Consider the following 13,631-nt stretch of genomic DNA (forward strand, 5'->3'; position numbering starts at 1 on the left):
AAAAACCCGATAGCATGAAAACAAATAGTTGGCTATCGGGCTCCTCAATATGGGGACATCAAAGAAAAGCAGTGGCACTAATTAAGACCCCGTCTAAAAAAGAAAGTTCTCACCTAGATGAAAAAAAGTACAATATTTTTATTAAATTTGGCTTAAATAGCACAAAAAGAACAAGCAAAGTGTTAACACCTATAAATAAGTGAACAACTTTGCTTGTTGAGATGAAAAACAGAAGGGGCTAATTATTTGTATAGATTCAAATTTTCTTTTGCGTAAGCTTCGAAATCTGTGCATCCACCAATATGTTGCTCATCAATAAAAATTTGTGGAACGGTTTCAACAGGTTTGCCAACAGTTTTAGATAAATCTTCTTTAGAAATACCTTCAGCTTGAATATCAACGTAGCGGTAGTCAAAATCTTCACGTTCATTTTTCAGTTTTTCAGCGAGTTCTTTTGCACGAACACAGTATGGGCAGCCAGGACGACCAAAAATAACAGTATACATAGTATCTCCTTTTTATCTTGAGCTCAGATTCTAATTGCAATGCTCAATACTATGCCTACATAAGTTATGAAATAAAAGTCGAATTTTCCTGTTATACCTATAGGTATGACATATAATTCTCAGTTTGAGAAAGTGACACAATAATGAGAGGAGAAAAAGAATGAGCAATAAACCTCAGTCTAAAGGGACAATGCGTTCACTAGCGGACATGCCAAAGCCCATTATCGTGTTAGAAGGTGTGGGTATCATTCTGCTTATTATTGTTTTGTTAGCAACAAATGACTATATCACATTGCCGGAGCCTTTAATGCAGCCAGGGGCGATCGTGAGCATGATTATGGTCGGCATTGGCTGTTTGGTCCCCGCAATGGTCAATATTGTCTGGCGAGCAATTCATGGCCTGAGTTTTTTGGGCATTGATAATAAACAACCAGAAAAGAATGTATCTAAAAAGCCAGACTCTACAGATAATAAACCAGATGAATAAGTAGATTGAGCGTGGTTTTACTGGTGTTTCACTCTACAATGTGTGAGAATTATTCGTTTTTTAGTTAGGGGGGAAATGTGCCAGAACCCTAACAAATCGATATTGCACGACTATTTTGAGTTGAAGAAGGTTACTATCCATGGATTCTATTTGTTACCCTGACATCACTAAGTTACGTGAATGGTTAGACCAACTCAAAACCTCTTATTTCGAGTGTGATTCCTGCTCTGCATTACATTTACCTCATATGCAAAATATAGACGGTATTTTTGATGCAAAGCTCGATATTTTAAATAATGTTTTGGTGTTGTCTGCATTAGCTGAACTCAAACCGACAGCGATTGTGACGTTAGTGGCGAATATCAGCCAAATTAATGCCAGCTCATTAACGGCAAAAGTTTTCCTTGAAATAAACAATGAAAACTTGCCTAAATTGATTGTTAGCCAATCATTTTCATTAGAAGCAGGAATGACGTATCGTCAATTCTGCCATTTTTTACAGCAAGCGGAAGAGCAAATTTCAGCTATTGTCTTTGAAATCTTTAGCAATAATTTGTTGTATGCAAATCAAGATGACTTTAGTGAAGATGATGACAGCTCTGAAGAAGGCTCTGAGCTTTCTCTTGATGACAAACCTTCAGTTATTCTCCACTAAGTTTTTGCTATGCATTGTGAAAAATATGCCACTGGGCAATGCCATTCATGCCAATGGCTGACACTAACTCCTGAACAGCAAATTATTGAAAAGCAGAGCCAACTACAGGCTCTTTTACCTGCTATTGATACCTCCCTATTTAAGCCTCCAGTTACAGGGCCGCAAACGGCTTTTCGCAATAAAGCTAAAATGGTCGTTAGTGGTAGTGTTGAGAAGCCAATTTTAGGTATTGTTGGGCGAGATGGGCAAGGTGTAGATTTAACGGACTGCCCGTTGTATCCAGATGCCTTTTCTGATGTGTTTAGTGCCATTATTCCTTTTATTGCAAGGGCAGGGCTGACGCCTTATAACATTGAGCGCAAACGCGGTGAATTAAAATACCTATTATTAACCCAAAGTCATTACTCTGGGAAATTCATGCTGCGGTTTGTTTTGCGCTCAGAGAAAAAAATTGAGCAGTTAAGAAACGCACTTCCATGGCTACAAGTACAGTTGCCACAGCTTGAGGTGATCACCGCCAATATTCAACCTATACATATGGCAATATTGGAAGGGGAACAGGAAGTATTTCTAACTGAGCAGCACGTTTTACGTGAAGAATTTAATCAAGTTCCTCTGTTTATCCGCCCGCAAAGTTTTTTCCAAACGAATCCTATAGTGGCTGCAAAATTATACCAAACCGCGAGGGAATGGGTTAAAGCGTTAGATATCGATAGCTTGTGGGATCTGTTTTGTGGCGTGGGCGGCTTTGGGCTGCACTGTGCTGAAAAAGACACTCACTTAACAGGGATAGAAATCAGTGCGCCAGCGATTGCCAGCGCACAGCAATCAGCGGATGAACTTGGATTAAAGCATGTTGAGTTTAAAGCCCTTGATTCAACGCGTTTTGCCACGGCGAATCAGGATATCCCTCAGCTTATTTTAGTCAATCCGCCACGCCGAGGAATTGGTAAAGAGTTATGCGATTTCCTTTCCCATGTGCAGCCTGAATATATTTTGTATTCTAGCTGTAATGCACAAACCATGGCGCAAGATTTACAACTGTTGGCTGGCTATCAAGTCTGTAAGGTACGATTGTTTGATTTATTTCCTCATACGGCGCATTATGAGGTATTGACTTTATTAAAACGGTTAACTCATTAATAGATAATATAAAAAAAGCTTGGTTTTAATACCAAGCTTTCTATTAAAGTGAGATAAAACTAGCCTCTATGCTCAAATTCCAACGCTTTGCGTTCAATTAAACGCATTAGAACGGTCAAAATTGCATTGACCACTAAATAAATAATTCCCGCAGCAACAAACGCCATCACATTCCAGCTTTGACCAAAGATCAGTTGGCTATAGCCCATGACATCTAACATTGTAATCGTACTGGCAAGTGACGTACTCTTGAAAATCAGGACGACTTCATTGGAATAGGACGATAACGAACGCTTAAAGGCATAAGGCAAAATAATACGCATGGTTTGCATTTTACTCATACCAAGGGCTTGGCAAGACTGCCATTGGCCTGATGGGATGGCTTTAACTGCACCGTGGAATAACAAAGTGGAATAAGCCGCACTGTTTAAGGCCAATGCAACCATTGCACAGACCCAAGGTGTGGAAATAATCTCCCACAACATGGGATAATCTTGCAATGATTTAAATTGGCTTGGGCCGTTATAAATTAAGAAAAATTGTACCAATAACGGCGTACCAGTGAAAAGCGTGATATAGACTTTAACGGCTTGAGAAACCACAGGGGTTTTCAGCGAGAGAACTAAAGTAAATAATATCGCTAAGATAAAAGCCACAATGAGTGCGCTAAACGTTAGTGATAAGCTGGTTGGTAGCCCTGGAAGAATATCTAAAATTAAATCCATCATTTTGATTCACCTCGCTCAAAGCGAGTAGTACGCAATTCAATACGTTTTAAGATAACTTGACTGACTAACGTAATGGCAAGGTAAATCAAACCCACAATGGCGTACCATGTGAATGGTTCGTGAGTTCTATTGACGATTGTTTTTGTTTGTAGCATCAAATCATTAACACTGATGAGTGAAACTAACGCGGTATCTTTTAATAATACAAGCCATTGGTTGCCTAAGCCTGGAAGCGCATGGCGCCACATTTGCGGCATAATGAACCGAAAGAAAATAGTGCGTTTGTTTAAACCTAATGCAAAACCTGCTTCCCACTGGCCATAAGGTACTGCTTTTAAAGCTCCTCTTAATGTTTGTGATGCATAAGAGGCGTACAACAAGGCAAGGGCAATAACACCACAAACAAATGGGGTATAGTCAAATTCGCCACTATTAGCAAAAAAAATGCTGGGGTCGATTTGAATAGTGGTTTGCCAGAAACCAAGGTTTATATCGAACCCATCACCAAACAAATTGATCAGTTGTAATGTACCGAAATAAACAAACAACACGACCAATAATTCAGGTAGACCGCGGATCAAGGTAACCCAGCAGGTCCCTAAAAAGGCAATAGGTTTAAAACGAACGGACTCCCACGCAGTAAATAACATGGCGAGGATCAGCCCCAAAACCAGTGCAGAAACAGCAAGGCCGACGGTGATACCGGCGGCACTTGTTAAAAATAGAAAGTTGCTCATTAATTATATCAATTACTGTTGAAACCATTTTTTGTGGATAGCATCATAAGTGCCGTCTGCTTTAACTTCGGCTAAGGCTTTATTCATTTTATCCAACAGCTCTTTATTCCCTTTACGAACCGCAATACCTAAACCAATACCGAAATATTGTGGGTCAGTCACTTTTTCACCAACAGCAGCTAAGTTTTCGTTACCTTTAGCTTTTAACCACTCGTCAGCAACAGCGGTATCACCGAAGACGGCATCGATACGGCCATTTTGTAGGTCTAAAATAGCAGATTGGTAGTTATCATAAGGAACGGTTGTCATCCCTTTATGTTGTTCCATGATGTATTTTTGGTGAGTGGTTCCGTTTTGAACACCAATTTTTTTATCTTTTAATTGGTCTACTGAACTGATTTTTTCTTTTACAGCAATAAATTCTGCTGAGTTAGGGTAGTAAGTCTCAGTGAAATCTACTTGCTGTTGGCGCTCAGGGGTAATATCGATACCTGCCATTAATGCTTCAAAGCGACGGAATTTTAAGCTAGGAATTAAGCTGTCGAAAGATTGGTGAGTAAATGTACAAGTTGCATTCATTTTTTCACACATTGCATTGGCTAAATCAACGTCAAAGCCAACGATTTGGTTATTCTTATCGAACATTTCAAAAGGTGCGTAAGTCGCTTCTGTTGCAAAACGGATGGTTTCTTTTTCCGCAGCAGTTGCAGATAGGGTTACAGCGCCCAGCAGTGCAGCTAATATAATTTTTTTCATTGCTTAATCCTATATCTATTAATGTGACAGATAATTTGCAAATGCTTCTGTTTGAGGTGCAGTGAAATGGCTTGCATCCCCTTGTTCTACTATATGGCCGTTTTCCATATACACGACACGACTAGCGGTTTTGCGAGCAATTTCCACTTCGTGAGTGACGATGACTTGTGTAATCCCAGTTGCAGATAGTTCACGAATAATATCAACAACTTGAGCGGTGATTTCTGGGTCAAGTGCCGCGGTTGGTTCATCAAATAATAAAACTTTTGGTTCCATCATTAGCGCTCTTGCAATCGCAACACGCTGTTGCTGACCACCCGATAAATGTAAGGGGTAGCGATCAGCAAATTGCGACAACCGTAAGCGTTCTAATAACTTAGACGCTTTTGCTTGCGCTTCTTGCTTTGATAATTTTAACACGCGGCAAGGTGCTTCAATTAAGTTGTCCATAACGCTCAGATGAGGCCACAGATTATATTGTTGAAATACCATCCCTACATTTTGACGCAGCTCACGAATCGCTTTCGCATCTGGAGCTGAAGAAAAGTCAAATTGCTGACCCACAATATTCAAGTGGCCTGAACGTGGCATTTCTAATAAATTGAGGACACGTAACAATGAGCTTTTACCAGCCCCGCTTGGCCCAAGTAATACCATAGTCTCACCAGCAGAACACTCTAGATTGATATCAAAGAGTGCCTGATGGGAACCATAGAAACAGTTGATGTTTTTTAATTGAATGCTCATGTGTACCAATAATATCTTATTTCACTACCCGCGATATTAATCCTATGAGCATATTTATGCAATAATTTCTGCATAAAAATTTGGTTTTTACGCTAAAATTATTCCGATTTAACGGTCAGTTGCTCTGCTTGCTGTTCTTTAGCGAGTTGTTTATCTCGCTCATAAGCCAGTTCGCTGATGCGTTTTGCCATCCCCTTAAAGATAAATAAATGTGCGGGCATCATGGCAAACCAATAGAGTAGGCCGCAAAAGCCAGCTGGGTGCCACCATGCCCGAACATCGATTGAACGGCGGTTTCCGCTATCATGAATAGTAAAAGTTAGGCGGCCAAGTCCTGGCGCTTTCATACCAAATAACAAGCTAAGTTGTTTATTAGGCTCAAGATTAATCACGCGCCAGCCGTCAATTTCATCACCGAGTTGGAGCTGTTCACGATCGGGGCGGCCGTACTTCACTTTATTTAACATCATATCGTCCATGATGGCGCGAGTTTTCCACAGGCCATTGGCATAGAAATAGCCGTTTTTTCCGCCGATTTGTTGCACTGTATACCAAAGCGATTCTGAACTGGCTGTTGTTCCAAGGGTTGCTCCCGCTTGTTTTGGGTAATAGCCATAGCCGGGACGCCAGCGTTTTCTGACTTCTGGGTCATAACCCCAATCTGCGTTATCAACGGCATCGGCTTCTTCTGCTAAAGTCGTTCTAACGGCATCATCAAAAGAAATTAAGGTTTGGGGGATCAGTTCTCGTAACGCTTTATCATCCGCGGGGAGGTCGTGCTGCAAGCCTTGAATTAACTCCTTAGCGATTGACGGTGGTACGGAGGTGATCAAACTGATGAAATGCACGGAAATCATACTAATGGGGATCGGAATAGGAATAAGTAAACGCCGCTTACCACTGACTTTAATAAAGCGCTTAAATAGCTCTTGGTAGCTAATAAACTCAGGGCCACCTGCATCAAAAATCCGATTCTCAGTTGTTGGTATTTTTGCCAGTTGCGTTAAATAATACAAAATATTCGATAGAGCGATAGGTGACGATTTAGAACGAACCCAACGTGGTGGCGTTAAAATCGCTAAGTTGTAGACCATATCACGCATAATTTCGAATGCGGCAGAACCAGACCCAACGATAATTGATGAGCGGATTTCGGTAACAGGGATTTGGCTTTCACGTAGAATATCACCGGTTAAACGTCGAGCAATTAGGTGTGGTGAATAGGTGTGCCCATGTTGTAATGCACTGAGATAGATAACATGTTTAACGCTTGAGCCTTCAAGGGCTTGTTGCACGTTGCGAGCGGCTGCACGCTCACGCTCGACTAAATTGGCTTGGTCGGCCATGCTATGAACGAGGAAATAAACAATATCGATGCCTTCCATGACACCTTTTAGTGTTTCAGGGTCGTGAAGATCCACATAAATGCATTGGGTATCTTGCCAGCCTTGAGATAACATCCAATCAACACGACGTGCACCTGCTGTTACGTCATATCCTTGCTCAATGAGTTTAGGGATCAGATTCTGACCAATATAGCCACTAGCGCCCAACACTAAAACACGTTGTTTATCTGTCATGTTAATTTCCTGATTCACGCAAATTAACAGCTATTGTGACTGAAATTTTACCTATGTAAAGAAGGCCATGAGAATTGGCGTAATAAGACTCAGTACGAAGCCGTGAACAATAGCAGCAGGGACAATTGAAACCCCACCACTGCGTTGTAAAACAGGCAGTGTAAAATCCATTGATGTTGAACCACAAATGCCAAGAGCGGTTGAGCGGTAACGGTTAATAATAATTGGGATAAGCATGATTGCAGCAAGTTCCCTTGCTAAATCATTGAAAAAAGCAGCGCTCCCCATGACTGGGCCATAAGCATCGGTGAGGACAATCCCTGTTAATGAGTACCAGCCAAAGCCAGAAGCCAGCGCTAACCCCATTTTCACGGGAAGGTCTAGTAAGAACGCGGCTAACGCACCACCCGCTAATGCACTGACCGCCATGACAAACGCAATGGTTGTACCGCGGCGGTTGATTAAAATTTGCTTGATGCTCATGCCGCTGTTACGTAGCTGGATACCGACGAGTAATAGCAGTAGCATTAACGCCAATTGGCTCCCTTTGTCGGCATAGTGCAGAAAATCAAAATGAGTTAGGCCAACGACAAATCCGAGTAGTAACACTCCGCATAGTTGTAAGGATTCGAGCACCATTTTGATTCGTGAAGGTGGTTTTTCTTGTTTATGTTGCGGAATTTTCCAAGGATCAAATTTATCCAGCAATAACAGTGAGATTACATTCAATGAAAATATGCAACCAAAAAAGGTAACTGCATAAATTAAAATAGAAAATAAGTGAACACTTAAATTTTCAAGAAGTGCAAGAGTAATTCCCATTAAAAATAAAATAACATACACCATTGAATTCAAGGATTGGTGTACTCGATGGAGAATTTGCTTGTTTTTAATAGGAATAAGATAACCAAGCGTTAATGGTAGAAGAATAATTAAGAGTCCTGAATACATGGCCGCATCCTTAGAGGTTATCTCATCGACTAGCTAAATATAAACAAAGGGTTATACAATTTTATTTATTTAGGTTATTGAAGTACAAATCCGATTTAACGCCCCGTGCTAAAAGTTCTTTTTGTTATAAAATGTTTTTATTGGCTAACTAATAAAAAATAGGTCAAAAACACTAAAAATAAAAGTTTTACTATTTTATAACACTGCAATTAGATGCTCAACATAGTTTGCTATTTTGCTATGAAGAATTTTTATTTTACATACATAGTTATAGTAATAAAGAAGGTTAATCGGTAAGCTCTAAATATTGTTCTTTAGTATATCCAATTGACGGAATCACCCGATATGTAATGAAAACTAATAATATTTAGGGTGAACTAAAAATATTCCAAGGAGAGTGATATGTACCTGGAACGTGTGGAAATATACGGATTTAGAGGGATTAACCGCCTTTCATTAGAACTGAATAACAGTACAGTTTTAGTTGGCGAGAATTCATGGGGAAAGTCGAGCTTACTTGATGCTCTTGACCTTCTTCTTTCTCCTGAACATATAGATTACCAGTTCAGTCTTCATGATTTTCACTATCCCGCAGGGAATGATGAGTCACGTTACCGTTCATTGCAGATAGTCTTAAAATTTTGTGAACGCCGCAAAGGGCGTCATCAATCCTATCGTTTTCATAACTTAGCCTCAGTTTGGGTAGATAACGGTGATGACCTTAAACATATTTTTTATCGTGTTAGTGCAGAGCTTAAAGATGATGACACGATAGTTGTCGATAAAAGCTTTTTAAATGCAGGTGGTAATAAACTTTCATTGGACAACGTCGGTAAATATATTAAAGAAATTATTCGGTTGTATCCTGTTATTCGCCTTCGTGATGCGCGTTTTTTACACTCACTTAATCCAGAAACGATTGTTTCAGGGCAAAAAGAGGTACGTGACTTATTTAATGCTCGTATTAAGGAACTCACTAGCGCATTGGTCAACAACCCTGAACGCTTAAGTGATGAAGATCTCTGTGATGGGGTTGATGCCATGCAACAGTTGCTTAGCCATTACTTCTCTGGGCAAAGCTCCCATATTATTCGTTCAGATAATTCAATGGTTAAAATAGAACCGCGTAAACGCGGTTGGAAAGCGCTTGATAATATTAACCGGTTAATTGCCAAACCAAATCAACGTAATATTCGGTTAATCATTTTAGGGATGTTTTCTTCTTTATTACAATCAAAGGGCAATATTCATTTAGATAAATACGCTCGGCCATTGATTATTGTTGAAGACCCTGAAACGCGTTTGCACCCAATTATGCTCTCCATTGCATGGGGCTTATTTAGCTTATTTTCTCTACAGAGGATCACCACGACGAATTCAGGGGAGCTACTTTCATTAGCGCCTTTGGAGGATTTATGTCGTTTGGTTCGTAATACGAATAAGGTTTCAGCTTATCGTTTAAATGAAAATGATTTGAGTGCTGAAGAATTACGTAAAATTTCTTTCCATATTCGCTTTAATCGTCCGTCAGCCTTGTTCGCTCGCTGTTGGTTATTAGTTGAAGGGGAAACTGAAATTTGGCTGATGAATGAATTCTCGCGCCAGTGTAACTATTACTTTGAAACAGAAGGAATAAAAGTTATTGCATTTGCGCAAAGTGGTTTGAAACCACTGCTAAAGTTTGCCAATAAAATGGGAATTGAATGGCATGTTTTAACTGATGGTGATGAGGCAGGGCGTAAATATGCGGCAACAGCGACGCATTATGCTAATAAAATTAATTCCTCAGATAGGGATAGGCTAACGATGCTACCCGCACCAGATATGGAACATTTCCTATATCGTGAAGGGTTTCGAAAACTTTATCATGAAATTGCTGATATTCCAGATAATGCGAAAGTTTCAACAAGGCGAGTGATTATTAAGGCGATCTCTCGTACATCGAAGCCAGATTTAGCGTTAGCAACTGTTAATCGGGCGGCTGAGTTAGGTCCAGATAGTATCCCTCTACAGTTGAAAAGTATGTTTTCTCGTGTGGCATGGTTGGCAAGGGGTAAAGCAAATTAATGGTGATATCGATAAATTTTACGGGTTGTTGATGGATTATTGAGAAATCCCACTCTTAGGTTTATCTCATGTTGAATCAATTGATAACTTAAGTGATATATAATTTGATCATTAGTTTTTAGCTGGCAACAAATTGGAAAGTCACCTCCTTTTACAAGTTGTCAGCGATCTTAGAGGGCAATGCCCTCTTTTTGTTCATAGGAAGCGAATAAACATGAAGGCAAAGCCTAAGAAAAAGTGGCCGATTTATTTGGCAATCATTATTGTTGCCCTAGTCACTGCTGGGTTTCTTTTTAATCGTGAGGAAGAAGAGGTTTTTCAAACCGTAGATGTCACTCGAGGCGATTTAGATAAACAAGTGCTGGCAACGGGAAAACTTGACGCTGTACGTAAAGTCGATGTGGGGGCTCAAGTGAGTGGGCAACTACAAACTCTGTATGTTAAAGAGGGTGATTATGTTAAAAAAGGTGATTTATTAGCCGTTATTGACCCGAAAAAAGCCCAAAATGATGTGACTGAGTCTGAAGCGATGACTCGTGAACTTGAAGCGAATCTATCATTAGTTCAAGCGGAACTTCGCCTTGCTCAACTGACTTATCAACGTCATTTAAGCCTAGCGAAACAGCAAGCCGTTTCCCAACAAGAGCTTGATAAAGCCAAAACTGATGTAGAAGTGAAAAAAGCGCAAGTTGCCACTTATCAAGCGCAAATTAAGCGTAACCAAGCCACTTTAGATTCGGCAAAAACAAATTTGAAATACACTCAAATTACGGCTCCAATGGATGGCATTGTCACCTTTATTAAAACATTACAAGGGCAGACGGTTATTGCTGCTCAGGAAGCACCAACGATTTTAACACTTGCGGATTTAGACACGATGCTAGTAAAAGCGGAAGTTTCTGAAGCCGATGTGATTTATTTGGAGCCTGGGCAAGATGCCTCGTTTACCGTCTTAGGCGCTCCAGATAAAAAATTCTCAGGGCAACTAAAAGATATTTTACCAACACCTGAAAAAATCAATGATGCCATTTTCTATTATGCGCGCTTTGAGGTACCCAATCCGCAACATTTATTGAAATTACAAATGACCGCTCAGGTCACTATTGAATTAGAGTCACGTAAAAATGTTCTGTTACTACCGCTATCTGCATTAGGCAATGAAATTTCACCACAAACCTATGAAGTGGATATCCTTCAAGGCAATAAAGTCGAGAAAAAACATGTTGAAATTGGTGGTCGAAATGATGTGTATGTGGAAATTACCAAAGGCCTAAATGAAGGTGACAAAGTGGTCATTGGCCATAGCGAGACGGAATACTAACTATGTCTGCATTAATTGATCTTCAAGGGATCACTCGTCGCTACGGGGAAGGCGAAAACCAAGTTACGGTCTTAAAAAATGTTTCACTGCAAATTAATGCAAGTGAGATGGTGGCGATTATTGGTGCTTCTGGTTCAGGTAAATCCACGCTCATGAATATTATTGGGTGCTTAGATAAACCAACTGAAGGGAATTATTGCATTGATGGTCAAAGCGTTGCAACGTTAGATAACGACCAATTGGCAGAACTGCGCCGAGAGCATTTTGGCTTTATTTTTCAACGTTACCATTTACTGAGTCATTTAAGTGCGGAACAAAATGTTGAGGTGCCTGCGGTGTATGCAGGGGCGGGTAAAAACCAACGTCGTGAGCGAGCAGCCCAGCTATTACAGCGTCTAGGGTTAGGGGAGCGAGTTGATTATCGTCCAAGTCAGTTGTCTGGTGGGCAACAACAGCGCGTGAGTATTGCTCGCGCTCTTATGAATGGTGGGCAGATAATTCTCGCAGATGAGCCAACAGGAGCACTGGATAGCCATTCGGGGGAAGAGGTCATGAATATTTTAAAAGACCTCTGTGCCCAAGGGCATACCGTAATTATTGTCACGCATGACCCTGAAATTGCTCAACAAGCGGAACGTATTATCGAAATTAAAGATGGCGAGATTTTGAATGACTCGGGTAGTAAAGCCACGAAACGAACAAATTCATTACCAAAAGCTCCCCCACGAAAATTCTCTTTAGCTCAGGCGTATGGTCGGTTTAGTGAGGCCTTATTAATGGCTTGGCGTGCCATGGTCGTTAATAAGATGCGTACATTGCTGACTATGCTGGGGATTATCATTGGCATTGCGTCGGTGGTATCAATAATGGTGATCGGTGATGCTGCTCAAGGTATGGTCCTTAATGATATAAAATCAATCGGGACGAATACCATTTCAATTTATCCAGGGGAAGACTTTGGGTACGATGATGCAAAAAATCGTCAGTCCTTAAGAGCCTCAGATATTGATGCATTAGCAAAACAGCCTTATGTGTACGCGATTTCTGGCGAGCTCAACCACTCAACACGCTTAAGAAAAGGGAATGTTGACGCTTCGGCACAGCTCACTGGTGTTGGGCGGGATTATTTTAATGTTTATGCCTCTAAATTTTCAGAAGGTATGAGTTTCACGCAAGATATGGTGGATAAGCGCGCACAAGTGGTGGTTATTGATGCCAATACTAAACGCCGCTTTTTCCCTAAACAAGAACATGTTATTGGCGAAACTTTGCTCATTGGTAATATGCCTGTAACGATTATCGGTGTGCTTGAAGAGAAAAAATCGACTTTTGGTTCGAGTAAGTCGCTATCGGTTTGGTTACCGGATACTACGGTGAATAGTAAAATTCTGAACCGTCCATACTATGAGAGCTTTGTTGTTAGGGTGAAAGACGGTTACGATGCGAAAACGGTAGAACAGCAACTGACCCGCTTACTCACGTTGCGCCATGGTAAAAAGGATATTTTCACCTATAACCTTGATACTTTTGTAAAAACAGCGGAAAAAACCACCCAGACTATGCAACTGTTTCTAACATTAGTCGCGGTTATTTCGCTGGTGGTTGGTGGTATTGGTGTGATGAATATTATGCTGGTTTCTGTTACCGAAAGGACGCGAGAAATTGGTATTCGCATGGCGGTAGGGGCTAGGACTAGCGATGTGATGCAGCAATTTCTTATCGAAGCCGTACTAGTCTGTTTAATGGGCGGATTGATGGGGATTGGCCTATCGTATGGGATTAGTTTATTGGCTCAAATGGCACTACCAGGCTGGACTTTTTCTTTTGACCCGGTGGCATTAGTCAGTGCCTTTGTTTGTTCAACCGCCATTGGCATTATTTTTGGTTTTTTACCTGCTCGAAATGCAGCTCGCTTGAACCCAATTGATGCGTTGGCGAGGGAATAAATTGTTC

13 protein-coding genes are annotated in these 13,631 nt (G+C 40.7%); 6 read left to right on the plus strand and 7 right to left on the minus strand.

The window, feature by feature from the left end; translation table 11 throughout:
* Positions 1-242: 242 nt before the first annotated feature.
* On the minus strand, positions 243-506 hold the full coding sequence (locus M1F25_RS07380) for a GrxA family glutaredoxin (RefSeq protein ID WP_004256424.1): 264 nt from the start codon (positions 504-506) through the stop codon (positions 243-245).
* A gap of 160 nt (positions 507-666) precedes the next feature.
* On the opposite strand from M1F25_RS07380, the gene M1F25_RS07385 reads away from it, so the two are divergent.
* The 3 genes from M1F25_RS07385 to rlmC all read left to right on the plus strand — a co-directional run bounded on the left by M1F25_RS07385 (position 667) and on the right by rlmC (position 2,791).
* Positions 667-993 (plus strand): YbjC family protein, encoded by a 327-nt coding sequence (locus tag M1F25_RS07385; protein WP_004256421.1) that lies wholly within the window; start codon positions 667-669, stop codon positions 991-993.
* A 139-nt stretch (positions 994-1,132) separates the two neighbouring features.
* A complete protein-coding gene (locus tag M1F25_RS07390) occupies positions 1,133-1,648 on the plus strand; it encodes a YbjN domain-containing protein (RefSeq protein ID WP_096864157.1) in 516 nt (171 codons plus the stop codon).
* Between the two features lie 9 nt (positions 1,649-1,657).
* The gene (gene rlmC / locus M1F25_RS07395) at positions 1,658-2,791 is read left to right on the plus strand and encodes a 23S rRNA (uracil(747)-C(5))-methyltransferase RlmC (RefSeq protein ID WP_181489540.1); all 1,134 of its coding nucleotides are present in this window, start codon (positions 1,658-1,660) and stop codon (positions 2,789-2,791) included.
* A gap of 59 nt (positions 2,792-2,850) precedes the next feature.
* On the opposite strand, the gene artM is transcribed toward rlmC, so the two are convergent.
* The 6 genes from artM to M1F25_RS07425 form a co-directional block, all read right to left on the minus strand.
* Positions 2,851-3,519: an arginine ABC transporter permease ArtM gene (gene artM, locus M1F25_RS07400; protein ID WP_110591389.1), complete on the minus strand. Its 669-nt coding sequence runs from the start codon at positions 3,517-3,519 to the stop codon at positions 2,851-2,853.
* Positions 3,516-4,256 (minus strand): arginine ABC transporter permease ArtQ, encoded by a 741-nt coding sequence (gene artQ / locus M1F25_RS07405; RefSeq protein ID WP_004256406.1) that lies wholly within the window; start codon positions 4,254-4,256, stop codon positions 3,516-3,518. The genes artM and artQ overlap by 4 nt, the downstream gene beginning before the upstream one ends.
* Before the next feature lie 12 nt (positions 4,257-4,268).
* Positions 4,269-5,012 carry an arginine ABC transporter substrate-binding protein gene (artJ, locus tag M1F25_RS07410; RefSeq protein ID WP_004256405.1) on the minus strand — a complete coding sequence of 248 codons (744 nt, stop codon included), beginning with the start codon at positions 5,010-5,012 and terminating at the stop codon, positions 4,269-4,271.
* 18 nt (positions 5,013-5,030) lie between these two features.
* Positions 5,031-5,759, minus strand: coding sequence for an arginine ABC transporter ATP-binding protein ArtP (gene artP / locus M1F25_RS07415; RefSeq protein WP_004256404.1), 729 nt, complete (start codon positions 5,757-5,759; stop codon positions 5,031-5,033).
* Positions 5,760-5,857: 98 nt separating this feature from the next.
* On the minus strand, positions 5,858-7,339 hold the full coding sequence (locus tag M1F25_RS07420; RefSeq protein WP_004256403.1) for a DUF2867 domain-containing protein: 1,482 nt from the start codon (positions 7,337-7,339) through the stop codon (positions 5,858-5,860).
* A gap of 51 nt (positions 7,340-7,390) precedes the next feature.
* Complete coding sequence (locus tag M1F25_RS07425) at positions 7,391-8,290, minus strand: lysine exporter LysO family protein (RefSeq protein ID WP_004256402.1); 900 nt, start codon at positions 8,288-8,290, stop codon at positions 7,391-7,393.
* 402 nt (positions 8,291-8,692) lie between these two features.
* On the opposite strand from M1F25_RS07425, the gene M1F25_RS07430 reads away from it, so the two are divergent.
* The 3 genes from M1F25_RS07430 (at position 8,693) to macB (ending at position 13,624) form a co-directional block, all read left to right on the plus strand.
* Entirely contained in the window at positions 8,693-10,357 is a 1,665-nt protein-coding gene (locus tag M1F25_RS07430) for a DUF2813 domain-containing protein (RefSeq protein WP_094960662.1), read from the plus strand.
* A 214-nt stretch (positions 10,358-10,571) separates the two neighbouring features.
* Positions 10,572-11,678 (plus strand): macrolide transporter subunit MacA, encoded by a 1,107-nt coding sequence (macA, locus tag M1F25_RS07435; RefSeq protein ID WP_094960663.1) that lies wholly within the window; start codon positions 10,572-10,574, stop codon positions 11,676-11,678.
* 2 nt (positions 11,679-11,680) lie between these two features.
* Positions 11,681-13,624 (plus strand): macrolide ABC transporter ATP-binding protein/permease MacB, encoded by a 1,944-nt coding sequence (macB, locus tag M1F25_RS07440; protein ID WP_181489541.1) that lies wholly within the window; start codon positions 11,681-11,683, stop codon positions 13,622-13,624.
* Positions 13,625-13,631: the final 7 nt, after the last annotated feature.

This window comes from Providencia sp. PROV109 (assembly GCF_033681625.1).
Taxonomy (GTDB): Bacteria; Pseudomonadota; Gammaproteobacteria; order Enterobacterales; family Enterobacteriaceae; genus Providencia; species Providencia hangzhouensis.